The organism is Micromonospora sp. NPDC051925 (assembly GCF_044548625.1).
In the GTDB taxonomy this organism is placed as follows: Bacteria; Actinomycetota; Actinomycetes; order Mycobacteriales; family Micromonosporaceae; genus Micromonospora.
Genome location: NZ_JBIUCH010000006.1, coordinates 52258 through 77023 on the forward strand (window position 1 = coordinate 52258; position 24766 = coordinate 77023).

Genomic DNA, 24766 nt, shown 5'->3' on the forward strand with positions numbered 1-24766 from the left:
GGTACGCCCCCGACCAGCCTGATCAGGCGCAACGGTACGCCCACAGCCGACCGGTCAGGCGCGGCGGTGCACCAGGCGGCCGGCGATGACGGTGGCGAGGCAGCGCCCGTCGTCGGCGAAGACGGCCAGGTCGGCCCGGCCGCCGGCAGCAAGGGCGGGGGCGCGTACCGCGTCGAGGACGGCGAGGTCGTTGCGGGCCACGGCCGCCCGTACCGCCGGATCGGTGAGGTGCGCGGCGAGCACCGCCCCGACGCCGGCCCGGAGCAGGGCGTGCACCCGTTCGCGCGGGCTGGGGGCAGGCGGCAGCGGCCCGTCGTGCACCAGCGCCGGCCCGAGGGTGCCGGGCCACCGCCGCACCCGCACCTGTGGGTACGCCTGCGTCAGCTGCCCGGCCGGACCGACCGCCTCGATCCGCTCGCCGTCGACCAGGATCGCCCAGTCCGGCAGCGACCCGCCGTGGACCGGCTGGTCCGGCGGTGGCCCGCCGCTGCCCCGGACCGCTTGGCCCGGCGGTGTTCCGCCGTCGCCATCGCCCCGGACCGGCTGGTCCGGCGGTGGCCCGTTGTCGGTGGTGAGTCGTAGCAGCGGGACGGTGTGAATGGTCCGCATGCTCAGTCGGCCATCGGGCCGAGGATCGGACGCTTCGCGGTGACCGTGTCGCCGGAGGAGCGGCCGGTGAGCCGGCGGGTGATCCACGGGGCCAGGTGCCGGCCGGCCCAGCGCAGGTCGGCGGCGCGGGCGGCGAGCCACGGGGTGGGGGCCGGGTGCTCCGGCACCATCAACCACTCCTCGTCGCAGCCCACCCCGAGCGCGGTCAGCACCTGGGCGGCCACCCGACGGTGCCCGGCGGCGGACAGGTGCAGCCGGTCGGTGCTCCAGAGCATCGGGTTGAGCCGGAACGTGTCGTCGGCGTACAGGTCGACCAGGATCGCGCCGTGCCGCTCGGCGGTCTCCCCGACGGCCCGGTTGACCAGGTCGATCCGGGGCGCGACGAGCCGCTGGCCGGGCAGCCGGGCCATCACGTCGGCGAACCGGAACAGCACCACGTCGGCGCCGCCGGAGCGCAACCGGGCCACCACGTCGTCGAAACGGGTGGTCAGCGCGGCCGGGTCGAAGGTGCGGCGCAGCACGTCGTTGCCGCCGGCCGCGAAGCTGATCAGGTCGGGCCTCATGGCGAGCGCGGCGGGCACCTGCTCGGCGACGACGCTCGGGAAGAGCCGCCCCCGGATCGCCAGGTTCGCGTAGCGGAAGTCCGGCCCGGCCTCGGCGGCCAGCCGGGTCGCCACCAGGTCCGCCCAGCCCCGGTAGGTGCCGTCCGGGTACGCGTCGTCCATGCCCTCGGTGAAGCTGTCCCCGACCGCCACGAAGCTTCCCCAGCGCACGCCGCCCCCTCATGCCCTCGTTGCCTGCGGCGACCAGTCTGTCACCGGCCGATCCTCGCGCGCCGCCACCCACCACCCGAACGTGTCAGAGGTCATCGCACCCTCGTGATCCACTCACCTGTCCCGAAGTAGCGGTGACCGGCCACCCGGACACCCCAACTCCGCCCCCGTTGCGAGCCCTCACGACACCCCCGCGGGCCTGATGGTCCAGCAGATCGCCCACCGGCCCGTTCACGCTGGCGCTCGGCAACGACAGTGGCTGGGTCGGCTACCTGGAGAACCAGCTCGACGGCACCACGATCGACAAGGACGGGGAGCTGACTATCCTGATCTCTCGATGGAAGAGCGTTCGCAGCGAGGCCCTGCCCCACGGTCAGTCGATACTGCTGATGAAGGAAGTGATGACGTCATGGAGCTGACCGGCGCGATCTGGCGCAAGTCCACCCGCAGCGGCAACAGCGAGTGCGTCGAGGTGGCCGACAATCTGTCCGGCGTCGTCGGCGTCCGCGACAGCAAGGACCCGACCGGCCCCGTACTCACCTTCGGCCGACAGACCTGGCGCTCGTTCGTCACCGCCACCGGCGACCTGGCCGGCACCCGCTGATCGCCGCCCGCCGGGAGCGCGACACCCGGCGGGTCTCCTCCCGCAGGCCCCGGCAGTCCCCGCCCGGCGGGCCGCTAGGACAGGCGGTAGACGGAGACGTGGGAGCGGGATTCGGCGGTGAACTCGCTGCCGGCCCAGTCCGCGTGCCGGCTCTCCAGCGCGAACCCGGCGAGCTGCCCCATCAGGTCCAGCTCGGCCGGCCAGATGTAGCGGTGCGGCGTACGGAACAGCTCCGCCCGCCGGCTGTCGTCGAACCTGAAGTGGTGCGAGACGACGTGCTGCGCCAGCACGTCGTAGGTGTCCAGGCCGATATAGCCGGCTTCGGAGTGCCACACCACGGCCTGTTGGCCGGGTGGGAGTTTGCGCAGCTCGGGCACCCACAGCTCGATGACGAACCGACCGCCGGTGCCGAGGTGGCGGGCGGCGTTACGGAAGCACGCCACCTGCTCCGCCTGGGTGAGCAGGTTGGCGATCGTGTTGTAGACGAGGTAGACCAGCGAGTACTCGCCCGGGGCGACAGCGGTCGCCATGTCGCCGACGATCACCGGGATCGTCGAAGCGTCCACCTTGGCGCGTAGCTGCTCGACCATCGGGGCGGACAGCTCGATGCCGGTGACGGGTACCCCTCGCGCGGCGAGCGGTACGGCCACCCGGCCGGTGCCGATGGCGAACTCCAACGCCGGCCCGTCACCCGCGAGCGCGGCGAGCCGGTCCACCGTCGGCCCACCGAGCAGAAGACCCCTGTCCATCAATTTCCCGCCCCCGCCCCTCCCGCCCGCGTCGTTGTTGACCAAGAGGTTTGTGCGCCGACGAGCCCGAGTTCTGACGCAAACCTCTTGATCAACACGGCGACGGGACGGGACGGGCGGGGGGGGTGAAATGGGGGGGCGGAACTGGTGGGGGGTCGTAGGCTGCGCGGATGTTGCTGCGGACGTCGACCACTGTGCTGCGGACCCTGCGTGAGGATCCGGCGGACGCGGAGGTGCCGAGCCACCGGCTCCTGCTGCGCGCCGGTTACATCCGTCGCGTCGCTCCGGGCGGGTACGCCTGGCTGCCGCTGGGCAAGCTGGTGCTGGACCGGGTCACCGAGATCGTCCGGTCGGAGCTGGCCGCGATCGGCGACCAGGAGGTGCACTTCCCGGCGCTGCTGCCGGCGGAACCGTACCGGACCAGCGGGCGGTGGACGGAGTACGGCGACGACATCTTCACCCTCGCCGACCGTCGGGGCGCCGAGCACCTGCTCGCCCCCACCCACGAGGAGATGGCGACGCTGCTGGTCAAGGACATGGTCTCGTCGTACCGGGACTTCCCGTTGACGCTGTTCCAGATCCAGACGAAGTTCCGCGACGAGGCCCGGCCCCGCGCCGGGCTGCTGCGCGGGCGGGAGTTCCTGATGAAGGACGCCTACTCGTTCGACCTGGACGACGACGGCCTACGCGAGTCGTACGCCCGGCACCGGGCCGCGTACCGGCGGGTCTTCGACCGGTTGGGCCTGGACTACACGGTGGTGCACGCGGTCTCCGGGGCGATGGGCGGGTCGGCGTCGGAGGAGTTCCTGGCCACCACGCCGGTCGGTGAGGACACCTACGTCGGCTGTACGACCTGCGACTACGCGGCGAACACCGAGGCGGTGACGACACCCGCCCCGGCCGTCGGTGACCCTGATTCACACCGGCCCGCCGAGGTGCACGACACCCCGGAGACGCCCACCATCGCCGCCCTGGTGGCGCTGGCCAACGCCCGACGCCTCGCCGGACGGGACGACTGGACCGCCGCCGACACCCTGAAGAACGTGGTGCTGACCGTACGGCGGCCCGGTGCGGAGACGACCGAGGTGCTGGTGATCGGGCTGCCCGGTGACCGGGAGGTGGACCTCAAGCGGGTGGCGGCGACCCTGCACCCGGCCGCCGTGGCGGTCTTCGACGACTGGGCCGCCCATCCCGAACTGGTCCGTGGCTACCTGGGGCCGCAGGTGCTGGGCAAGCTCGGCCTCCGCTACCTGGTCGACCCCCGGGTGGTTACCGGCACCGCCTGGCTGACCGGTGCGAACGAGCCGGGGCGACACGCCACCGACGTGGTGTGCGGGCGGGACTTCGTCCCCGACGGCACCATCGAGGCGGCCGAGGTACGCCCGGGTGACCCCTGCCCGGCCTGCACCCCCAGCACCGCCGCCGCCACCAGCACCGCCGCCGGCACCGGCAACACCGGCAGCAGCAACAACGACACCGGTGGCGGTGAGCTGATCATGCGGCGGGGTATCGAGATCGGGCACATCTTCCAGCTCGGCCGCCGGTTCACCGACGCCTTCTCGCTCGACGTGCTCGGCGCGGCGGGCAAGCCGGTCCGGCCCACCATGGGCTGCTACGGCATCGGGGTGTCCCGGGCGGTCGCGGCGATCGCCGAACAGCACCACGACGAGCGGGGGCTGGTCTGGCCGGCGGTGGTCGCGCCGTGCGACGTACACGTGGTGGCGGCCGGGAAGGGGCCGCAGCTCGACGCGGCGCTCGACCTCGGCGGCCGGCTGTCGGCCGCCGGCCTGCGGGTGCTCGTCGACGACCGGACCAACGTCTCCGCCGGGGTGAAGTTCACCGACGCCGAGCTGATCGGCATCCCGCGCGCCGTCGTGGTCGGCCGCCGCCTCACCGACGGGTACGTCGAGCTGCGCGACCGGGCCACCGGCGAGCGCGACGAGGTGCCGTGGGACGGCCTGGTCGAGCACCTGGTGCGTCGGGTTCGCGGCGACGGGGTGTAGCGAACGCGCCACGGGGTACCGAAGTGGGATCGACCAAGGGTGTTGTGCGGAGGCTCTCATGTACCGGGTCAGTGACGTGATGACGAAGCAGGTGGTCTACCTGCCGGCAGAGACCACCCTGGACGAAGCAGCCAGGGTGATGAAGGAGGCCGACATCGGGGACGTGGTGGTCACCGACGGCTCCACGCTGGCGGGCCTGCTCACCGACCGGGACATCGTGGTCCGGGCGGTCGCCGAGTGCAGTGACCCGACCAGCACCACGATCGGATCGATCATCACCCGTGAGGTGGTCATGATCGAGCAGCACTCCACGGCCGGCGAGGCGGTGGCGTTGATGCGCGAGCGCAACATCCGGCGCATCCTGGTCTGCGACAACGAACGCAAGCTCGTCGGCATCGTCTCCTTGGGCGACCTGGCGATGCAGCTCGACCCCAGCTCGGCGCTGGCCGACATCAGCGAGGCCGCCCCCAACGGCTGACGACGAAGGGTAGGGCCCAGACGGCGGTAGCCTGGCGGGATGCCCGAGATGCCGACGAAGCTGGCCGAGATCGTCGAGGAGTTCGCCGACGCCCCGCGCGACGTGGTGCTGGAGATGCTGCTGGAGTACGCCGACGTGATCCCGCCGCTGCCGGCCGGGGTGGACCGCGACGACCTGGAGCAGGTTCCGGAGTGTCAGACGTCGTTCTTCCTGCGCGCCCGGGTCAACCCGGACCGGACGGTGACCACCGTCTTCGACTGCCCGCCGGAAGCGCCCACCACCCGCGCCTTCGCCGGCATCCTCGCCGAGGGGCTGGCCGGGGCGAGCGCCGAGCAGGTGCTTGACGTGCCGGACGATCTCTACCAGCGGATGGGGCTGGCCCAGGCGATCAGCCCGCTGCGGATCCGCGGCGGCACGGCGATCCTGGCCCGGCTCAAGCGGCAGGTCCGGGAACAAGCCGGCTGAGCGGCGGGTTGTCCCCGTTCATGGAGATCGAGATCTACGCCGACGTGGTCTGCCCCTGGTGCTACATCGGCAAGCGCCGCCTGGAACAGGCCCTGGCGTCGTACGACGGTGAGGTGACCGTCCGGTACCGGCCCTTCCAGCTCGACCCGACGCCGGTGACCACGCCGCAGCCGCTGCTCGACGCGTTGGCCGCGAAGTTCGGCGGCCGGCAGCGGGCCGAGTCGATGGCCGGCCAGGTGACCGGGGTGGCCGCCGAGGTGGGTCTGACGCTGAACTTCGACCGGGCGGTGAGCGCCAACACCTTCGACGCGCACCGGCTGGTCCGCTTCGCCGACGCGCACGGGCGGGCGGGTGAGCTGGTCGAGGCGCTCTACCGGGCGCACTTCACCGACGGGGTCGACGTCGGCTCACCGGAAGAGCTGGTCAAACTGGCCACCTCGGTCGGGCTGGACGAGACCGAGGCGCGCGACCACCTGGCCTCGAACGCGGGCCGTCGCGAGGTTGCCGCCGACCTGGCCGCCGCCCACCAGCTCGGGGTGACCAGCGTGCCGACCTTCGTGCTCGCCGGAAAGTACGGCGTCACCGGGGCACAGGAGCCGGAGACCCTGCTCGCCGCCCTGACCGAGGTCGCCCAGCGCGAGTCGACCAACTGAGCCGGGCAGGCATCGACCGGCGCGATGTTTCACGTGCAACAACATCGATGCACTTCACCGCCTAGGCGGGTCGGGCCAGGCCCTCCACGACCCGCGCGCCCGGCAGCGCGCCGAGCGCCGGCCCCGGAAGGGCGATCTTGCTGTGCCGCACGCCGGATCCGATGATCACGTGCGGGGTGGCGATCACCCGGGCGTCGACCAGGATCGGCCAGGACTCCGGCAGCCCGATCGGGGTGATCCCGCCGTACTCCATCCCGGTCGACTCCACCGCGTCAGTCATCGGGGCGAAGCTCGCCTTGCGGACATCCAGCGCCCGGCGGACCACCCCGTTGACGTCGGCCCGGGTGGTGGCGAGCACCACGCAGGCCGCGTACCGGATCCTGCCCTCCCGCTTGCCGGCCACCACCACGCAGTTCGCCGACACGTCCAGCCCCACCTCGTACGCCGCGCAGAAGGCTGCGGTGTCGGCCAGCGTGGCGTCGATCGGCGCGACCAGGACGTCGTCGACGTCGACCGGCGCCTCCGCCGGCCACTGCGCGAGCGCGGCGGCCACCGGCGGGGCCAGCAGGTCGAGTCGGGTCCGGGCGGGCTCGGTCTTCAACGTTCCCATCACGGCAGCGATCCTCGCACCCCACACCGCGCCCCGCCCACCGGCCCGCCCACGGACTCGGCGGTCAGTTGCCGCCGAGGAAGGAGTTCTCCCGCAGGAATGCCCGGTCGTCGGCCGACGCAGACTGTGCAGCCCGCAGCACCTGCGGCCGGCGGGCCTCCAGATCCTCCATGCCGTGCCGCACCGCGAGGCGGATCACCCCGTAGAGGAAGACCAGGCCGAAGACGTAGAGCAGCACCGTGACGACGAAGAGCAGCATGGCGTCACGGTAGGCAGGACGTGAATCCGCATCCGGCTCATCTTCGGTCGGTTCCCCCGTACGTGTCGGCCAGGTGATCGGCCCAGGTCCGCCGCCCGGTCGGTACGGCGTTCGTGGTCAGCCCACCCGCCCGCAGTTCCCGGCCCAGCCGCCCCGGCAGGCGCACCGGCAGCAGGGGGCGGCGGGAACGCCGGGCCGCCCGCCATTCCCGTACCGCCTCGTCGAAGCGGAGCACCTGCGGGCCGCCGTACTCCTCGACCCCGGTCAGTGGGCCGGTGGTGAGGCGTTCGGCGAGCCGGGCGGCCACCTCGTGCTGGTCGACCGGCTGGGCCAGCACCGCCGGGTCACCCAGCACCGGGCCGAGCCGACCCACCGTCCGCAACAGTCCGTCCAGGAACACCGGGAACTGGGTGGCCCGCAACACCGTCCACGGCACCGGCCCGGCGGCCACCACCTGCTCCGCCGCCAGTTTGTGCCGGTAGTACGGGATCGGCACCCGGTCCACGCCGACGATCGAGACGTACAGCAGGTGGCCCACCCCGGCCCGACCGGCGGCCAGCGCCAACCGGCGGGTGCCCAGCACGTCCACCCGGTGGGTCCGGGCACCGCCGCCGGGCAGGGACGCCAGGTGCAGCACCGCGTCCACCCCGGCGACCGCCTCGGCCAACCCGACGCCGGTGCCGAGGTCGGCGACCACCCAGTCCGCCGCCGGATCGTGCCGGGGCCGTCGGCTCATCGCCCGCACCGTGAAACCGTCGGTACGCAACCGGGGCAGCACCGCCCGGCCCAACGTCCCGCCCGCACCCGTCACCAGCACCCGCATCTCGTCTCCCCCCTGCCGACCGTCCGACGGGACAGTGCCCCGGAACGTGACAGCGACCCGGGACGGGACGACCACACCCCAACAGGTCGACCACGGCCGACGCGACGAAGTGGACCGGGCGGCGGTCACCGGCGGTGCGGGACGCCCACCCATCCTCACCGTCGCACCGGTCGACCGGGCGGGATTCGGTGGATCAGGCGGTTCGCCCCCCGACCGGCGTCACCCGGCCGGCGAGCAGCGCGCCGAGCAGGGCACAGCCCACCGCCACGGCGAGCATCCCCGCGTACCCGGCCGGGCCGGGTGCCGTCCCGGCGGCGAGCACCGCGCCGGTCAACGCCAGCACGGTGGCGGTGAAGAGCGAGTCGGCCAGTTGCAGCGACGAGCTGTTGCGACCCTGCTCGTCGGGGGCCGACAGGGCCAGGGTCAACACCGACAGCGACGGGTACGCCAGGCCCATCCCCAGCCCGGCCACCGCCCAACCGACCACCCCGACCGCCACCGGCACCGCCGGCCAGACGGCGAGGGTGACCGTGGCCGTACCCGCCGCCACGCAGGCCAGCCCCAGCCGGGGCAGGGTCGCCGAGGAACGCGGCGGCGGCAGCCGACCCTGCGACCAGGAAGCTGCCGCCCAGGAGAGCGCCCCGACGGTGAGCACCAGACCGGCGGCGGTCGGCGAGAAACCCCGCTCCCGGGACAGCATCAGCGGGATCACCACCTCCGCGCCCGCGAACGCCGCCGCCGCCAGCCCACGCAGGCCCACCACCGTGGGCAGGCCCCGGGCCGCCCGCAGGAACCCCGCCGGCAGCAGCCGGGGCGCGCACACCCCCAGCCCGGCCAGGGCCACCACCACCAGGGTCACGGCCAACGCGCCGCGCTGCTGCCCCCCGTGGTGCAGCAGTGCGGCGCTCACCCCCGCCCCGGCCGCCCAGCCGATCCGGGCCGCCGCCCCGGCCGGGGGCCCGACCGGCACCGGTCGGTCGAGTGTGCGCAGGCCCGACTCGACCAGCAGCACCGCCGGCAACGCCACCAACGGCACGGCGAGGAAGACCCAGCGCCAGCCGAGGTACTCGACGATCAGCCCGGCCACCGCCGGACCGACCAGCGCCGGAATGACCCACGCCGCCGCGAACGCGGCGAAGACCCGACGCCGCAACTCCTCCGGGTACGCCTGTCCGACCACCACGTACAGCGCGACGGAGAGCAGCCCGGACCCGAAGCCCTGCACCGCCCGACCGACCACCAGGGTGCCCATCGCGGTGGCGCTCCCGGCGACGAGCAACCCGACGACGAACAACCCCACCCCGCCCCACATCGGGGCACGTGGCCCCCGGGCGTCGCACCAGATGCCGGAGAGCACCATGGCCAGCACACCGGCGGCGAACGGGCCGCCGAAGGCGAGCGCGTACAGCCCCAGCCCGTCCAGCGCACGGGCCACCGTGGGCATGGCGGTGCCCACCGCCAGCGCCTCGAAGGCGAGCAGCGACACCAGGGCGACGATGCCCACCGTCATCGCCCGCAGCCGCGGATCGTAGAGGCGTGCCGCCGGGTTCAGGGTGGCGGTCACCGGATGGTCCCGGCCCGGGACGGTACGTGTGGCATGGGCACAGCCTGCGACCTGCACCCCGGTTCAGGTCAAGGGTGAGCCCGGTCTCGTCACGCCGACTCCAGCGCCTCCCCGAGCCCCTTGGCCAGCCCCGACAGGTGCTGGTCGGCGAGCAGGTGACCGGCGGTGATCACCAGGGCCAGCGGCCACTCGATGACCTGGAGGGCGGCGAGCACCCCCAACCCGGCGTAGTAGGCGATCTTGTCCGGTGGTGGCACCGCCACCTCGCCGAGCATCGGCACCTCCACCCGGTGGGTGTACGCGCGGACCGTCTCCCGGCCGCCGCTCAGATGTCGCGTGATCGTGCTCATTCCGGCCTCCCTGCCGACTCGTCGGGTCGCCAGCCGAGTTCCACCGCCACCGCCGTCCATGCCCTGCCACCGGCGGAAACTTCCCCCGCCCCGGGGGCATAACGGACGCCCCGCCGGGAAGTCGGGCCGCCTGACGAAAGCGGGAGGCGAGATGGCGTACGGCGACAGCCGCGGGGGGCGGGGCCCACGAGCCGGCCGTACCGCTCGATGACCACGCTGGGCCGGGTCGCCGGCCGGATCCTCCCGTCGGTGCCGGTGCCGCCGTTGGTCGGCGGGGCGTCCCGTACCGTCGGTTCGGCTGCCGAGCGGCTGGCCCGGGTGGCCGGGCTCACCCGCCGCCGGGTCTGGTCCCGCGACGGCCGGCACCACATCGAGGTGCACGGCGTCTGCCAGGACGGCGGTGACCGGCTGGCCCACCAGGTCGAGGCGGCGTTGGAACGGATGCCCGGGGTGGCCTGGGCCCGGGTGAACGCCCCCTCCGGCCGGGTGGTGGTGGCCGTCGAGGAACCGAAGCCGAAGCTGCGGGACCTGATCGACACGGTGGCCCGGGTCGAACGGGTCTGCCCGCACGAACCGGACCCGGAGATCCCGCCCCCGCATCCGCCGGAGGACGGGCCGCGTACCCCCCGGACCCTCGGCGCGCTCGCCTCCGACGCGCTCGGCCTGACCATCTCCGCCGCCACCCGGATACTGCCGTTCACCCCGATACCGGGTGAGGTGGCCGGCCTGCTCACCGCCGTCGACCTGCACCCCAAGCTGCACGACCTCGCCGGCCGGGGGTTGCGCGCCGACCCCCGCGCCGAGGTGCTGTTCCCGCTCGCCGAAGCGGTCGTGCAGGGCCTGACCGGCGGCTGGGCCGGCATCGTCCTCGACGGCGCGCAGCGGATCGTGCAGTGGGGTGAGGCCCGCGCCCAGCTCGCCACCTGGACCCGGGCCGAACCGAGGCTGACCGGCGATCCGGAGCATGCCGTCGCCCGCTCACCCGGGCCCGGGCGACCCTGCCCCCGGCCGGACGGCCCCGTCGAGCGGTACATCTCGACGATGCTCGCCGCCGGGGCCACCGCCGGGGCCGCCGCGCTGCCCGTCGCCGGCCGGAAGCGGGCCGCCGCGCTCGGGCTCGCCGCGCTGCCCAAGGCCCCCGGCAGTGGCCGCGAGGGGTACGCCGCCCAGCTCGGCCGGATACTCGCCCGGCGCGGCGTGATCGCGATGGACCGTAGTGTGCTGCGGGAACTCGACCGGATCGACACGGTGGTGCTGGACGCCGCCGTGCTCGGCTCGCAGCGTGGCGTCCTCGCCGACCTGGCACCGCTGTCCGACACGGACACCGGGGAGGTGGCCGGCCGGGCGTTCGCCCTCTTCGACCCCGACCACCCGGACGACGTCCACGAGGCGGACGGTTGGCGGCTCGGTCCGCTGGCCGACCTCGACGCCGACGACCCGGGTGACACCCCGGACAGCCGACGGCTGCGCGCGGGCGGCGGACCGCTGCTCGGTCTCGTCCACGGCGACGCCCTCACCGCCGTCGTCCGGGTCGCACCGGAACCGGCTCCTGGCGTGGACGCGCTGCCCGCCGCCGCCCGGCACGCCGGCCTGCGCCTGGTGGTGGCCGGTGCCGAACCGCAGCGGTACGGTTTCGCCGACGCGGTGCTGCCCGGCGGGGACCGGCTCGCCGAGTCCGTCCGCGCCCTGCAACACGACGGCGCGGTGGTGATGCTGGTCTCCGGCGACCGGGCGGCGCTGGCCGGGTCCGACTGCGGGCTCGGCGTGGCCGCCCCCGAGGATCTGCCCCCGTGGGGAGCCCACCTGCTCGTCGGCACCGACCTGCGGATTCCCGCGCTACTGATCGAGGCGGCCGGGGTGGCCCGGCGGATGACCGGGCAGAACATCCGCCTCGCCATGGCCGGCACCGGGCTCGGCGCGTTGGGCGCGTTCACCGCCGCAGCCCCGCAGCTGCCCGGTCGTACCCTCGCCGCCGTCAACGGCGCGGCGGCGTTGGCCTTCGCCCACGGAGTGTGGCGGGCCCGCCGGCTGCCCGACCCGGCCGAGGGCCCGGTGCCGGCCACCACCGCCTGGCACCTGATGCCGGTGTCGACCGTGCTGCGCCAGCTCGACACCACCCCGGACGGGTTGACCGACGCCGAGGCGCAGCGCCGGCACTGCGCCGGCCCTGACGCCTCGACCGGCCCCGTCGGCCTGTTCCGGGCCTTCGTCGACGAGCTGGCCAACCCGCTCACGCCGGTGCTGGCCGCCGGCGCGGTCCTCTCCGCGGCGTTCGGCTCGCTTGTCGACGCGGCCCTGGTCGGTGGTGTGGTCGGCGGATCGGCGCTGGTCGGGGCGGTACACCAACGCAACACCGACCGGGCGCTGGCCGAACTGCTGTCCCGGTCGGCGGTCACCGCCCGGGTGCTGCGGGACGGGGCCGAAAAGGTGGCCGCCGCCGAGGACCTGGTCCCCGGCGACGTGGTGACCCTCGGGCCGGGGGACGCGGTGCCGGCCGACTGCCGGGTGCTCACCGCCGACGGGCTGGAGGCCGACGAGTCGTCGCTGACCGGTGAGTCGTTGCCGGTGACCAAGAGGGTCGACCCGGTGGTCGCCGCCGCCCTGGCCGACCGCACCTCGATGCTGTACGAGGGCACCACCGTCGCCACCGGACACGGCACCGCCGTGGTGGTGGCGACCGGCACCGGGACCGAGTCCGGCCGGAGCCTCGCGCTGGCCCGTCAGGCCCCGCCGGAGAGCGGTGTGGAGGCCCGGCTCGGCCGGCTCACCCGCTCGGCGATCCCGCTGGCCGCCGGGTCGGCGATCGCGGTGGCCGGGGCGGGGCTGCTGCGGGGCGTACCGCTGGGGCAGACGGCGGCGACCGCCGCGAACCTGGCCGTGGCGTCGGTGCCGGAGGGGCTGCCGTTCCTGGTCAGTGCGGCCCAGTTGGCCGCCGCGCGGCGGCTGGCCGAGCACGGCGCGCTGGTCCGCAATCCGCGCACCATCGAGGCGCTGGGCCGGGTGGACGTGCTCTGCTTCGACAAGACCGGCACCCTCACCGAAGGAAAGCTGCTGCTCGCCGGGGTCGGCGACGACGGCCGGTTCGCTCCCGTCGACCGGCTCGACGACGGGTTGCGCCGGATTCTCGCCGCCGGGCTGCGCGCCACCCCGGACGCGGTCGATCCGGAGGAGTTGCCGCAGCACACCGACCGGGCGGTCCGGTACGGCGCGCGGAAGGCGGAGGTGACCGAGCAGACCGGCGCGGACGGTTGGGCGGCGGTGGGGGTGCTGCCGTTCGAGCCGTCCCGGGGCTACCACGCGACCGTCGGCCGGACCGCCGACGGAATGCTGCTCAGCGTGAAGGGTGCCCCGGAGACGGTGCTGCCCCGGTGCGGGTCCTGGCGTACCCCGGGTGGCCGGGACGAGCCGCTGGACGACGGATGCCGGGACCGGCTGGACACCGTGCTCGCCGACCGGGCCGGGGCGGGGCACCGGATTCTCGCCGTGGCGGAGTGCCGGGCCGGCGCCGAGGCGGTCACCGACGACGAGGTGCGGGGGCTGGTCTTCGTCGGCTTCCTCGCCCTCGCCGACGGGGTACGGGACAGCGCCGCCCCGGCCGTCCGCCGGATCCGACAGGCCGGCGTGCACACCATCATGATCACCGGGGACCATCCGGCCACCGCCGAGGCGATCGCGTCGGCGATCAGTCCGGAGACCGACGGCCAGCGGGTGGTCACCGCCACCGAGCTGGACCAGTTGGACGACGCGGCCCTGGGTGAGCGGCTGGGCCGTACCGACGTGGTGGCCCGGTGCACTCCGGCGCACAAGGTACGGATCATCCAGGCGTTGCAGAGGTGCGGGCGTACCGTGGCGATGACCGGCGACGGCGCCAACGACGCCCCGGCGATCCGGCTGGCCGACGTGGGCATCGCCCTCGGCCAACGGGGCACCCCGGCCGCCCGTGCCGCCGCCGACCTGGTGGTCACCGACGACCGGTTGGAGACCATCATCGCCACCCTGGTGGAGGGGCGGGCGATGTGGTCGTCGGTACGCCACGCGCTGAGCATCCTGGTCGGCGGCAACCTCGGCGAGATCGCGTTCAGCGTGCTCAGCGCCGCCGTCACCGGCCGGTCCGCGCTCAACGGTCGGCAACTGCTCCTGGTCAACCTGCTCACCGACCTGGCCCCGGCGCTGGCCATCGCGGTCCGCCCGCCCGACTCCGACCACGCCGACGGACTGCTCCGCGAGGGGCCCGACGCCTCGCTCGGCGGCACCATGACCCGGGAGATCGGGCTACGCGCCGCCGCCACCACCCTCGGCGCGACCACCGGTTGGACGTTGGCCCGCTGGACCGGCCGCCGCCGACGGGCCGGCACGGTGGCGCTGGTCTCGCTGGTCGGCACCCAGCTGGGGCAGACCGTACTGGCCGGCGGCACCAGCCCCACGGTGCTCGCCTCGACCGCGGCGTCGGTCGGTGTGCTCGCCGTGGTGGTGCAGACGCCCGGGGTGAGCCAGTTCTTCGGTTGCACCCCGCTCGGCCCGGTGGGCTGGGGCATCGCCGCCGGTTCGGCGCTCGGTGCCACCCTCGCCAACGGCGCGCTGACCCGACTGGTGGAACACCTACCGGCCCCGCCCACCCGCTGACCGCCCCTCGTGGCGGAGCCGCTGGTCAGCCGGCCGGGGACCAGGTGGCGGCGGCGCGGCCCAGCCGGTCGTTGATCGCCCGTCCGACGCCCTCGTCGGGGGCCGGTTCGGCGAGGATCTCGGTCACCCCGGCCGCGTCCAGCCGGTGCAGCGCGTCGAAGAGCCGGGCGGCGGCCTCGGTCACGTCACCGGCGGGCGAGAGCACCTCCACCGCCGCGTAGCCGCCCGTCGGCCGGTCCCGGAAGGCCAGGAATCCCCGCCGGGCCCCGTCGGCCGGCGTCGGCACCCCACCGCCCACCACCCGCAACGGGGTACGCGGCGCGTAGTGCGCGGCCAACGTGCCGGGTGCCACCGGTTGCCCGGAGCTGCCCGGTCGTACGGTCACCGGCCCGACCGCCGCGACGAGTTCCTCCACGGGCAACGCCCCGAGTCGCAGCACCACCGGGTGTGGGCCGCGCGCGTCCACGATCGTCGACTCGATCCCGCACCGGGTGGGGCCGCCGTCGAGCACCACGTCGACCGCCGCGCCGAGCCCCTGGACGACATGCTCGGCCCGGGTGGGGCTGAGCTGCCCGAACCGGTTGGCGCTCGGCGCGGCCACCGGCACCCCGGCGGCCCTGATCAGCGCGCGGGCGGACGCCTCGTCGGGCACCCGGACGGCCATGGTGCCGAGCCCGGAGGTGACGATCGGCGGGATCGCGGCCGGTCGGTCCACGATCAGGGTGAGCGGCCCCGGCCAGAACCGTTCGGCCAGCGCCGCGACCGGCGGGGGCAGCACACCGACGAGGGCCGGCAGGTCGGCGGCGTCGGCCAGATGGGTGATCAGCGGATCGAAGCTGGGCCGGGCCTTCGCCTCGAAGATCCGCGCCGCGGCCCGGGCGTCCAGCGCGTTCGCGCCGAGCCCGTAGACCGTCTCGGTGGGAAAGGCCACCAGCCCGCCGGCCCGCAGCACGGCGGCGGCCTCGGCAATGCCGCTCTCGGCGGGCAGGACGCGGGGAGATCCGATGGTCACGCCCCGACGCTAGCCTGCCACCCACCCACCGGGCCGGTGCGGGTGCCGACCGGGCCGGTGGTGGGTGCCCATCGGGCCGGTGCGGGTACCGACCGGCTCCCGCGTTGTTACGGGGCCGGACGATCTGGTCCCGGCCGGTCTGGCGGCGGCTGGGCGGTGTCGGCCGGGCCGAACGGCTCCCGACGCGGACCGGTCTCCGCCCAGCAGAGACCGCCCCGGAACTCCACCCCGGGCAGGCCGTCGACGACCCGTCCGAGGTCCACCACGGAGCCGAGCGCGTCGGCCAGGTCACTCCGCAGCTCCGCGATCGCGGACGGCAGGTCGTCCTGCTCCTGCGCCCAGTCGATGTCGGCGGCACGCAGCTCGGCGACCGCGTGGTCGGTCAGCGCAGCCGGGTCGGTCACCGCGATCTCGACCCGACAGTAGAGCTGAAGGACGCGGGAACCCTCGGTCGTCACTGCGGATCAGCGGTCACGACGGGACCGGCGCAGTGCCCAGACGCCCCCGCCGACGGCCAGCACCGTGGGCACGAGACAGCAGAGCATCAGGACGACCAGGTGCCACGGTTTGACTGCTCCCATGGCCGAGACGCTAGGGATGCGGTCAATCGTGGCCGTACCCGCCCCGGCGCTGCCCGTACCCGCTTCGCCCGCCTCTCGTGTCCGTGCGCCTGCGGATCCGGTCGTCCCGGGGTACGACTCACGGGCGTCGAGCAGCTCGTCCCAGTGCCGTTCGGTCCAGGCACAGGCCACCGCGATCGGTACGAGCAGGCTGCGGCCCAGCGGCGTCAGCTCGTACTCGACGTGCGGCGGGACCTCGGCGTGGACCGTGCGGCTGACCAGACCGTCCCGTTCGAGGGACCGCAGCGACTGGGTGAGCACCTTGGCGGTGACCCGACGCAGCGGAACGCGCAGTTCGGAGAAGCGGCGCGGCCCGTGCTCAAGGCAGCGGATGACCAGCGCCGCCCACTTGTCGCCGAACCGGATCGGATTGAGCGAGGACGGGCACAGCTCGTCGAACATGTCGGCGGGCAGGGGCTGCCTCATCACTCCACAATAGCCGGTATCCCCCTGGTAACCGCAGCCCTCGATAGCGTCGGCGTACCGGCCGGGCTCATGGGCTCCGGCCCTGGTGAGGGGCGGTTTCACATGAAGATCGTGGTCTACGGCGCCGGCGGCCGGGCCGGGCGGCAGGCAGTCGCCGAGGCGCAGCGACGGGGCCACCAGGTCACCGCCGTGGTACGCGACCCCGCAGGCCACCGCGACCTGGACGACGTACGGGTGATGGCGGGTGACGTCACCGACCCGGTGAGCATCGGGCAGACAGCCGCCGGGCAGGATGCCGCCATCAGTGCCGCCGTGGACCTGTCCGTACCGCCGCACGACTTCTTCACCGCGTCGTCCCGCGCCCTGACCACCGGCCTGGCCCAGGCGGGCGTACGCCGTCTGGTGGTGGTCGGCCTCGCGCCGGTCCTGCCCGGGGCGTCCGGTGCCGCCCTGATGGACGAGCCCGGCTACCCGAACGAGTACCGGTCCTTCTACCTCGGCCACGCGGCCGGGCTCGCGGAGCTCCGCGCCGGCGATCTCGACTGGGCATACCTCGCCCCCGCCGGTGACTTCGACCATGGCGGCACGCGCACCGGTGGCTACCGGCTCGCCGAACACGGCGATCCGGCCAGCCGGATCAGCTATCCGGACTTCGCGATCGCGCTGCTCGACGAGATCGAGACCCCCCGCCACCACCGCGCCGCAGCGAGCATCCGGGAAGAGTGACACCCGCTGTGCACCTGCGGCGGATCGGGCCGAGCGCGGACGCATCGACCTCTCGCCCAGCATGATCGAGGTGGACATCGGGACCAGGGCCGAGCGCGCCGAGCCCGGCGTACCGCTGCAGCGGCGCGTGGTCAGTGCGGACCAATGCCGTCGGCAGGAACGACGCGGGCCAGGGAGCCGTTCTCCAGCGCCACCCAGAGGTCTCCGTCCGGCCCCACCGCGATGCCGTGTGGCTCGCAGCGTGGGGTCGGCAGGTCGTACGTCTCGATCACGCCGTCGGTCGTGATCGAGCCGACCCGGTTGCCGGCCCACTCGGTGAACCACAGCCGGCCGTCGCCACCGGCGATGATGGCGTGTGGGCGGCCGGCCCGGTCGGGCAGCGGGAACTCCACGATCGCCCCGTCGGTGCTGATCCGTCCGATCTGCCCAACGGTGATCTCCACGAACCAGGAGGCGCCGTCCGGGCCTGCGGTGATGCCGACCGGTCCGGCGGCCTCCGTCGGCAGCGGATGAACGGTCACCGCCCCGTCCATGTCGATCCGGCCGATCGCGTTGGCCTGGTTCATGGTGAACCACATCCCGCCGTCGGCCCCGCAGGTGATCGCGGACGGGAACGCCCCGACGACCGGCAACGGAAAGGCGGTGACCCGACCGTCGGTGGTGATCCGCCCGATGCGGTCGGCGACGGTCTCGGTGAACCACAGCGCGCCGTCGTGGCCGGCAGCGATGCCGAACGGTCCGCCCTCCCGGGTGGGTGACGGGAACTCGGTGACGCAGCCCTCGGTCGTGATCCGTCCGATCCGGTGCGCCTGGTACTCGGTGAACCAGAGCGCCTGGTCCGGCCCGGCGACGATGATCGTCGGCTGGCAGGCGGGATCATCCAGTTGCCGGCTGACAGGCTCCTCGCCCGGGACCAGGCGGCCGATCCGACCGCTGTGGACCATGGTGAACCACAGCGCGCCGTCCGGGCCGGTGGTGATCGCGTACGGGCCATCGGATGCGCCGGTCACGGCGAACTCGTGGATGGCCACCTGGCTCAGCGGGCCTGCTCCAGACAGTGCGCGACGACGAACCGCTCGATAGTGGACAGCCGTGGGGTCGGGAGTCGACATGGGTTCCTGTCGGATCGGGCCCCGTCAGAACCGGCGGGGTGCCGCCCGGCTCCTGATCGAGACATCTGTAGCGATAGCACCGTGACATGGGTCCTCGACGGTCAGCAACACTGCCACATCCGGTGACGACGGTCGTCATGCTGTATATACCACCGGGGGGGTGGGAGATGATCCCGGCATGACGATGATCGGCCGGGCCCAGGAGTTCAGCGACGTCCTCGCAGCAGTGCGCGATCCACAGACGGACGTGGTCCTGGTCACCGGCGAGGCCGGCGTGGGCAAGACCCGGCTGCTCGACGCCGTGTCCACGGCTCTCCCTGCCGTCCGCGCCTGGGGCACGCGAGGGCTGTCGCACGTCCCGCTGGCGGCCCTGGCGCACCTGGTCGACCCGGCGACGACGTCACTCGCGGAGATGGTCGCCCAGGTGCTCCGGACGGTCCCAGCCGGAGCTGTGCTCGCGGTCGACGACCTGGATGGCTGCGACGAGGTCTCCCTGGCCGTCGCGGTACGGGTCGCCCGCGACGCCGGTCGCACGCTGGTCGGTACCGTGCGGACCGCCGACGGTCGCGTGCCGCCCGCCGTGGCCGAGCTCGCGGCGTCGTCGCGCACCGTGCTCCTGCCGATTGCGCCGTTCGACCGGACATCGACGGAGAAGCTCGTCGACGCGCTGCTCGACGGCCCGGTGGACGCCGGGGTGGTCGACGACGTGTGGCGGCGGACCGGCGGCAACGCCCTGTTCGTCACCCAACTGCTCGACGGTGCTCGGCGCTCCGGCGCATTGCACCGTTCGGCGGTCGGCTGGCACGCCGTCGGACCGCTGCCGGTCCCCACCGGGCTGCGCAGCCTCCTGCCGACCCGCCTGGCGGGCCTGCCCGACGACGCCGTCGCCGCCGCCCGTTTCCTGGCCGCCACCGGCCGGGCGCACGACGACGAGATCGCACAGGCCGGGCACCTCGCCGGAACCGAGCACCTGGTCACCCACGGGATCGCGGTCTGGACGGCCGAGACCGCGCGGTTCGTCCACCCGTTGTTCGCCGAGGTGCTGTGGGACGGGCTGTCGCCCGCCCGTCGGCGGGCGGTGCTCCGCGAGCACCTCGCGGTCGCCCAAACCCTCGCACCGCACGACCACGTGCGGTGCACCGTGCTGAGCCTGGACGCCGGAGAGGCCGCGGAGCCGGGGCCGCTGCTGGCCGCAGCGCGGGTCGCCGCCGTGGGCGGCGCGACAGACGTCGCGGTACGGCTGGCCCGGGCGTGCCTCGACCGGGTTGCCGAGGTCTGGACCGCCCACCCTGAGGTCGCCGTCGGTGCCGCCCTCGTCCTCGCGGTCAACCTCTGGGAGACCGGGCGTGCCGACGAGGCCGTGGCCGTCCTGCGCGACGCGCTGGGCCACACCCCACCCGGCAAGGACGCCGCCCTGCTCGCCGTGACCCTGCACAAGGTGATCCTCTGGGGCTGCTACGACCTGCCCGCCGCCCGGGACGTGCTACGGCAGCAGTCCGCCCGCTATCCCGCCGGGGCACCCGTCGGAGCCCTGTTCGCGGTCGCCGAGGCCGACGCCCTGGCATACGCCGGGTTCCCGGACGAGGCGCTGGCGCTCGCGTCCGTCATCGGGGACGGCGCCACGCTGCCGCTGCCGGTCCGGACCATGCTGGCGACGAGCCGCAGCAACGCCCTGGCCCACCTCGGACGGACAGGCGAGGCGGTCGCCGTCGTCGAGGAACTGCTCGACCAGGTCACGGCCGCCGGGCCGGAGGCGACCGCCGGGACCCGCGACAAACTGCTCGTGTACGCGAGCCACGCGCTGCGCGAGCACGGTCGGCTCGACGACGCCGCACACACCGCCGAGCGTGCGTACCACAGCGCGCTGGCCGACGGCGTGGTCTTCGAGCGCGCCTGGGCCGCCCTGTGCGTCGGCGCGGCCCGGTTGCAGGCGGGGCACCTGGACGATGCGACGCTCTGGGCGCGGCGAAGCCTCGTGACCTCGGTGGCTGCCGGGATGACCGACTGCACCCGGGTCTGCCTGTCCGTGCTGACCGTGGCCCACGGCTCGCGCGGCCTGACCCCGGAACCGGCGTGGGTGACACATCTACGTTCGCCACAGGCGGGCCTGGGGTTCCTGCGCCACACCGTCCCGATCGCGCTGGGCTGGGCTGCGTACGCCGAGGGTCAGCACGCCCTGGCCTGCGACCTGCTGCGGCAGGGCCAGGCCAGGGCCGCGCAGGAACGGGCGGTGGCAGCCGAGTCCTGGATCCTGCACGAGCGCCTCCGGATGCACGACGGCACCGGGGTACGCGCCCGGCTGACGTCGCTCGCCGTCGGGTCCCCGGCCGGCGCGGCGCGGCTGGCCCTGGCCACCGGGCTGGAACGCGCCTGCCCCGAGACCCTGCTGAAGGCTGCGGCGGCCTTCGAGGCCGTCGGTTCACCCCTGTACGCGGCAGAGGCCGCGGCGGCGGCGTCCCGGTGTGCGTCCGGTCGGGCCGCGGCTGCGGCCCGACGACGGGCCGACGAGCTTGCGCACCAGGCGGGTGACCCGCCGACCCCCCTGCTGGGCCGGTCACCCGTGCCCGCCGACCCGCTGACCTCCCGTGAGCGCCTCGTCGCCGAGCTCGCCGCGGGCGGGGCGACGAACGCCGAGATCGCCGGGCGCCTGGTCCTGTCGGTGCGGACGGTGGAGAACCACCTGTCCCGTGCTTATGCGAAGCTCGGGATCACCTCCCGGGGTGGCCTCGCCCGGTACGGTGTTCCGCACCGGTAGTCACCCTGTCCGGTGGCGGTGCGGCGGACGTCGGCGACGACAGCCGCACCGCCGTCGGACAGCGGTCTCAGCAGGTACTGCCGCCGGAGGCGCAGCCTCCGCTGCCGGGGGCCCCGCCGCCGGTCGCCCCGTCGAGCGGATTGGGCAGGTCGGGGCGGGTCTCCGGCATGGCGGTGTTCCAGCCGGCCCCGACGACCATCGCCCCGACGTGGGTGCTGATGTCGTCACCCGAGAACAGGGAGATCAGGTCACGGTGGCGCAGGGCCGCCTTGACGTCGTCGTCGGTCAGGACCCCGACCACGGAGGGTGCGTCCTGGACCGGGGTGACCGTCGTGCCCTTCATCGTGAGCAGCTTGTCGAGCGCGGCGGCCGCCTCCTTGTGCGAGAGCCAGGCCGTGCCGGGCAGGGCCAGGCCGGTGCCCTCCTCACCGGTGGTCATCGCATCGGTGCAGTTCTCGCCCTTGGCGTCGCACTTCTGGGTCTTGGTGGTCGAGGAGGCCTCCTTGCCGTTCTTGTCGACCGTCCGCTCGGTGTGGGTCTTCGTCGTCCCGGTGGCCTTGCCGTCCTTGTCGCGCTCGTAGTCGGTGGTGTCCTTCGTGATCGTCGTGCTGCCGTCCTTGTTCCCCCTGTGGACGGTCTCCGTCTCCCTGACGACGTTCCCGTTCCCGTCGCGCTGCGTCCGCTCGGTGTGGTACCTGCCGCTCAGGTCGTAGTACGCCTCGTCGGTCGACTCCCCTGCCGTGTTCAGCTCCGGGTCGTAGTACTCGGTCCGGCTGCTCGACGTACACAGTTCCTCGCACCCCGGCGTGCCGGGCCTGGTAATCGACGAGGACCCGTCGCCGTACTCCGTGTACCTCGTCCCCTTGTCGGTGCTCGTGTTCTTCTCGCCGCCGTGGCTGGCTGCCCACCAGGCGGTCACACCGTCGTACGCGCCGTACCAGCTGCCGTTGAACCGCCCGAGATCGATCCCCATCTTCTTGCCGCCGCTGTCGAGGGTCAGACCGAAGGTCAGGCCAGTCTTCCACGGCGCTTCGACGCCGAGACCCTTGAGCAGCCCGTCGTCGATCCCGGCGAGCGCGATGCTGCCCCTACGGGTGGGAATCCCGAAGACCTCCGACGGAAGGCTCGGCTCGATACCCCCGGGCAGGTCCTGCAGGCCCAACCACTTCTTTTCGAGGCCCTTGACGAAATCCTCCGGGAACACGGCCCACGTGCCGTACCCGAGCTCGTAGGTCGGCAGCTTCCGGCCGAGCGTCGCGGCCAGGACAAGGGACAGCGGCGGGGTGCTCGCCGGGTCGAGCGGGTCGTAGCCGAGGGCGATCTCGTCGGCGTCGGCCACACCGTCGGCGTCGGAGTCCACGACCCCCAACGCCAGATAGCAGGCGGACAGGTCGCACACCCGCAGGTCGGAGAGCTTATCGCTGCGTCGACCGTCGTCGGCGCTGGCCGGTGAGGCGAGGATCGTAGGAAGCAGAAGGGCACCGCAGGTCAGGGTCGTCAGTGCGCGCTGGAACCATGTATGGGAGGAAATGACAGTTGGAGAGGACATCATGAGGGCGAACCTAAGGAACCGTTGCAGGCACGTCCTGAGTAGTGCGTACTCAAACATGCGCCGCACAGCGCCGTGATCGCCTCAGGCCGCCGCGTTGCGGGGCTCGAAGCTCACGTTGGGGCTGACCTTCACATCCGTGGTGGGCCGCCTGGACTCGAACCCAGAACCTAGTGATCAAAAGTAGCCAGAAGCGGATGAAACACCGCTGATCCGGCAGGTCGGGGTTACGTCACCGCGGACGTTGACCGATGCCGAGCGTGCTGTTTGCGGGAAGCTGGGCGTGCCTTCTCTGCGGCGGATCCGGGCACCGGCTGGTTCGACGGCGAGCGCTACCTCGGCCATCGATCGTGTGCTCGGTGAGGAAGAGACGGCGTGAACCGTTTGGCTGTAGCCGGGGTCGAGATCAACCAAGGAAAGTGCTGGTGGAGCCCAGGGGACTCGAACCCCTAACCCCTGCCTTGCAAAGGCAGTGCTCTGCCAGTTGAGCTAGGGCCCCGGGGGCGGTTGAAGCCGCCGGGTGCTGGCCGGAGTCGGGCCGGTCAGCGCAGGTCGGGCGCGGTGGTCGCCTCGTGCCAGAGGGCGCGCTCGTCGTTGGAAGCCTTGACCTTCTTGGCCACCACGGCGACGATGCCGACGACGCCGACCAGGAACAGAAGCTTCTTGAACATGGGGCGACCCCTTGCGCTCGACCTGCCCGTCGGAACGGTGTGCGGTGGGGCTAGCTGGAATCGAACCAGCGACCTCAGAGTTATCAGCTCTGCGCTCTAACCGACTGAGCTATAGCCCCGCGTGGCGACGAGCAAGATTAACCCATCGCGTCGTCCGCTCCCAAATCGGGGTGGCCGATGCTCGCGCGCCAACCTGACCGTACCGGGTGCCCACCGACCGGACGAACCGTTTCGGTCGCGGGTCGGGTGCGCAGAGATCCACTCAGCTTCGCAGGGAGAGCGGTATCGAGGCGACGAGGAAGCCGCTGGAGACGCGGACAGTGCACGCGACGGAGGAGCAGCCCCGGACGCCCGACGCCGGGGCAACCGCTGTCGGCGGTGCCCCGGCGTCGGGTCGAACCAGTCGCGCTCGGCGAGCGCGGTCGGATCAGTCGCGCTCGGCGAGCGTCAGCTCGATCCCGCCGACCAGGTCGGCACAGACGTTGTAGACGAACGCGCCGAGGGTGGCGAGCGCGGTGAACAGCACCACGTTGACCAGCCCGACCAGGGCGGACGTCAGGATCACGCCCTTGGCGGTGATCTGGAAGCCACCGCCGGTGCCCTGCCCGCCGCTGGCGCTGACCAGGTCGGTCAGGCTGTCGTTGACGCTCTGGAAGACGCCCATCGCGTCCAGCGCGAGGTAGAGCACCGAGGTCGCCACGACCACCACGATGAACAGGACCACCGAGACGGCGAAGGCGAACTTCATCACGGACCACGGGTCGATCCGCTTGAGGTTCAACCGGGCCCGGCGCGGCCCTCGGGAGGCCGCCGAGCTGACCGAGGTACGCGCGGCGCGTACCGCGTCACCCACCCGGGCGGCACCGACGGCGGCCGGACCACCGAGGCCCGGGGGCAGGCCGCCACCGTTGGCCGGACGGGCGCCACCCGCGCCCGGGGTGGGACGCCCACCGTCCGGGCTCGGCCGCAAACCGCCGCCGACCTTCGGCTGGGTGCCGGTCGTGGACGGGGAGGTGGCGGCCCCGACCGAGATCGGCTGTGTCGTGTTGCTCGACCTGGCCGCAGCGGGCACCGGCTGGGTGGCGGAGGAGGGCACCTCGGTGCCCGTTGTCTGGGGCTTCTCGGTCGTCCCCGAGTCCTCACCGGGCTTGTCCGGCGGCGGTGCCATGCCGGGTGCCCGGGTGAACTTCGGGGCAGGCGCGTCGGCGGGGACGGTCGCCCGACCCACGGCGGCGCGGCCGGCGGGGGTTGTACCGCTCTTGGCGGCATCCTCGTCGACCGGGTTGGCCGAGGTCCCCTTGTTCCCCGACTTCGCCTGTGTCTCCGTCATTC

The 24766-nt window shown here is 73.5% G+C and carries 23 protein-coding genes and 2 tRNA genes; 8 read left to right on the top strand and 17 right to left on the bottom strand.

What is annotated here, in order from left to right; translation table 11 throughout:
- Positions 1-54 precede the first annotated feature (54 nt).
- Together ACIG87_RS09715 and ACIG87_RS09720 are read right to left on the bottom strand one after the other, a co-directional pair.
- A complete protein-coding gene (locus tag ACIG87_RS09715) occupies positions 55-609 on the bottom strand; it encodes an imidazolonepropionase-like domain-containing protein (RefSeq protein ID WP_396849804.1) in 555 nt (184 codons plus the stop codon).
- A 2-nt stretch (positions 610-611) separates the two neighbouring features.
- Positions 612-1382: an SGNH/GDSL hydrolase family protein gene (locus ACIG87_RS09720; RefSeq protein WP_396849806.1), complete on the bottom strand. Its 771-nt coding sequence runs from the start codon at positions 1380-1382 to the stop codon at positions 612-614.
- A gap of 409 nt (positions 1383-1791) precedes the next feature.
- Between ACIG87_RS09720 and ACIG87_RS09725 the strand changes: the two genes are divergently transcribed.
- A complete protein-coding gene (locus tag ACIG87_RS09725) occupies positions 1792-1986 on the top strand; it encodes a DUF397 domain-containing protein (protein ID WP_396849808.1) in 195 nt (64 codons plus the stop codon).
- Positions 1987-2060: 74 nt separating this feature from the next.
- Here ACIG87_RS09725 and ACIG87_RS09730 read toward each other — a convergent pair whose 3' ends face one another.
- Positions 2061-2735 carry a class I SAM-dependent DNA methyltransferase gene (locus tag ACIG87_RS09730; RefSeq protein WP_396849809.1) on the bottom strand — a complete coding sequence of 225 codons (675 nt, stop codon included), beginning with the start codon at positions 2733-2735 and terminating at the stop codon, positions 2061-2063.
- 170 nt (positions 2736-2905) lie between these two features.
- On the opposite strand from ACIG87_RS09730, the gene proS reads away from it, so the two are divergent.
- Genes proS through ACIG87_RS09750 form a run of 4 tightly spaced genes read left to right on the top strand, consistent with a single transcriptional unit; the run spans position 2906 to position 6334 of the window.
- Positions 2906-4738 (top strand): proline--tRNA ligase, encoded by a 1833-nt coding sequence (gene proS / locus ACIG87_RS09735; protein ID WP_396849810.1) that lies wholly within the window; start codon positions 2906-2908, stop codon positions 4736-4738.
- A 58-nt stretch (positions 4739-4796) separates the two neighbouring features.
- Positions 4797-5216: a CBS domain-containing protein gene (locus ACIG87_RS09740; protein ID WP_396849812.1), complete on the top strand. Its 420-nt coding sequence runs from the start codon at positions 4797-4799 to the stop codon at positions 5214-5216.
- A gap of 39 nt (positions 5217-5255) precedes the next feature.
- Positions 5256-5681: a SufE family protein gene (locus ACIG87_RS09745; protein WP_396849814.1), complete on the top strand. Its 426-nt coding sequence runs from the start codon at positions 5256-5258 to the stop codon at positions 5679-5681.
- 20 nt (positions 5682-5701) lie between these two features.
- The gene (locus ACIG87_RS09750) at positions 5702-6334 is read left to right on the top strand and encodes a DsbA family protein (protein ID WP_396849816.1); all 633 of its coding nucleotides are present in this window, start codon (positions 5702-5704) and stop codon (positions 6332-6334) included.
- A 61-nt stretch (positions 6335-6395) separates the two neighbouring features.
- Here ACIG87_RS09750 and ACIG87_RS09755 read toward each other — a convergent pair whose 3' ends face one another.
- The 5 genes from ACIG87_RS09755 to ACIG87_RS09775 all read right to left on the bottom strand — a co-directional run bounded on the left by ACIG87_RS09755 (position 6396) and on the right by ACIG87_RS09775 (position 10000).
- A complete protein-coding gene (locus ACIG87_RS09755; protein ID WP_396849817.1) occupies positions 6396-6944 on the bottom strand; it encodes a YbaK/EbsC family protein in 549 nt (182 codons plus the stop codon).
- 64 nt (positions 6945-7008) lie between these two features.
- A complete protein-coding gene (locus ACIG87_RS09760; RefSeq protein ID WP_396849818.1) occupies positions 7009-7203 on the bottom strand; it encodes a hypothetical protein in 195 nt (64 codons plus the stop codon).
- A gap of 37 nt (positions 7204-7240) precedes the next feature.
- Positions 7241-8026 carry an SDR family oxidoreductase gene (locus tag ACIG87_RS09765; protein WP_396849820.1) on the bottom strand — a complete coding sequence of 262 codons (786 nt, stop codon included), beginning with the start codon at positions 8024-8026 and terminating at the stop codon, positions 7241-7243.
- 193 nt (positions 8027-8219) lie between these two features.
- Positions 8220-9590 carry an MFS transporter gene (locus tag ACIG87_RS09770; protein ID WP_396849822.1) on the bottom strand — a complete coding sequence of 457 codons (1371 nt, stop codon included), beginning with the start codon at positions 9588-9590 and terminating at the stop codon, positions 8220-8222.
- Between the two features lie 89 nt (positions 9591-9679).
- A complete protein-coding gene (locus ACIG87_RS09775) occupies positions 9680-10000 on the bottom strand; it encodes a hypothetical protein (protein ID WP_396849823.1) in 321 nt (106 codons plus the stop codon).
- 147 nt (positions 10001-10147) lie between these two features.
- Here ACIG87_RS09775 and ACIG87_RS09780 point away from each other — a divergent pair, with 147 nt between their 5' ends.
- Complete coding sequence (locus ACIG87_RS09780; protein ID WP_396849824.1) at positions 10148-14563, top strand: HAD-IC family P-type ATPase; 4416 nt, start codon at positions 10148-10150, stop codon at positions 14561-14563.
- 25 nt (positions 14564-14588) lie between these two features.
- Here the strand turns inward: ACIG87_RS09780 and ACIG87_RS09785 are convergent, their stop codons facing one another.
- The 3 genes from ACIG87_RS09785 to ACIG87_RS09795 form a co-directional block, all read right to left on the bottom strand.
- Positions 14589-15551 (bottom strand): L-threonylcarbamoyladenylate synthase, encoded by a 963-nt coding sequence (locus tag ACIG87_RS09785; protein ID WP_396850125.1) that lies wholly within the window; start codon positions 15549-15551, stop codon positions 14589-14591.
- 131 nt (positions 15552-15682) lie between these two features.
- On the bottom strand, positions 15683-16033 hold the full coding sequence (locus tag ACIG87_RS09790; RefSeq protein WP_396849826.1) for a hypothetical protein: 351 nt from the start codon (positions 16031-16033) through the stop codon (positions 15683-15685).
- A gap of 6 nt (positions 16034-16039) precedes the next feature.
- The gene (locus ACIG87_RS09795; RefSeq protein ID WP_396849829.1) at positions 16040-16621 is read right to left on the bottom strand and encodes a winged helix-turn-helix transcriptional regulator; all 582 of its coding nucleotides are present in this window, start codon (positions 16619-16621) and stop codon (positions 16040-16042) included.
- Positions 16622-16723: 102 nt separating this feature from the next.
- Here ACIG87_RS09795 and ACIG87_RS09800 point away from each other — a divergent pair, with 102 nt between their 5' ends.
- The gene (locus ACIG87_RS09800) at positions 16724-17347 is read left to right on the top strand and encodes an NAD(P)-dependent oxidoreductase (RefSeq protein ID WP_396849831.1); all 624 of its coding nucleotides are present in this window, start codon (positions 16724-16726) and stop codon (positions 17345-17347) included.
- Positions 17348-17478: 131 nt separating this feature from the next.
- On the opposite strand, the gene ACIG87_RS09805 is transcribed toward ACIG87_RS09800, so the two are convergent.
- Positions 17479-18378, bottom strand: coding sequence for a virginiamycin B lyase (locus ACIG87_RS09805; RefSeq protein WP_396849833.1), 900 nt, complete (start codon positions 18376-18378; stop codon positions 17479-17481).
- A 259-nt stretch (positions 18379-18637) separates the two neighbouring features.
- Here ACIG87_RS09805 and ACIG87_RS09810 point away from each other — a divergent pair, with 259 nt between their 5' ends.
- Complete coding sequence (locus tag ACIG87_RS09810) at positions 18638-21214, top strand: LuxR C-terminal-related transcriptional regulator (protein ID WP_396849834.1); 2577 nt, start codon at positions 18638-18640, stop codon at positions 21212-21214.
- Positions 21215-21281: 67 nt separating this feature from the next.
- On the opposite strand, the gene ACIG87_RS09815 is transcribed toward ACIG87_RS09810, so the two are convergent.
- From ACIG87_RS09815 to ACIG87_RS09835, 5 genes are all read right to left on the bottom strand, one after another.
- Complete coding sequence (locus ACIG87_RS09815) at positions 21282-22766, bottom strand: hypothetical protein (protein WP_396849836.1); 1485 nt, start codon at positions 22764-22766, stop codon at positions 21282-21284.
- 420 nt (positions 22767-23186) lie between these two features.
- A tRNA-Ala gene (locus tag ACIG87_RS09820) sits at positions 23187-23262 on the bottom strand.
- 43 nt (positions 23263-23305) lie between these two features.
- The gene (locus tag ACIG87_RS09825; RefSeq protein ID WP_396849838.1) at positions 23306-23434 is read right to left on the bottom strand and encodes a DLW-39 family protein; all 129 of its coding nucleotides are present in this window, start codon (positions 23432-23434) and stop codon (positions 23306-23308) included.
- Positions 23435-23479: 45 nt separating this feature from the next.
- A tRNA-Ile gene (locus ACIG87_RS09830) sits at positions 23480-23553 on the bottom strand.
- Positions 23554-23861: 308 nt separating this feature from the next.
- Entirely contained in the window at positions 23862-24764 is a 903-nt protein-coding gene (locus ACIG87_RS09835) for a DUF3566 domain-containing protein (protein ID WP_396849839.1), read from the bottom strand.
- Positions 24765-24766 lie beyond the last annotated feature (2 nt).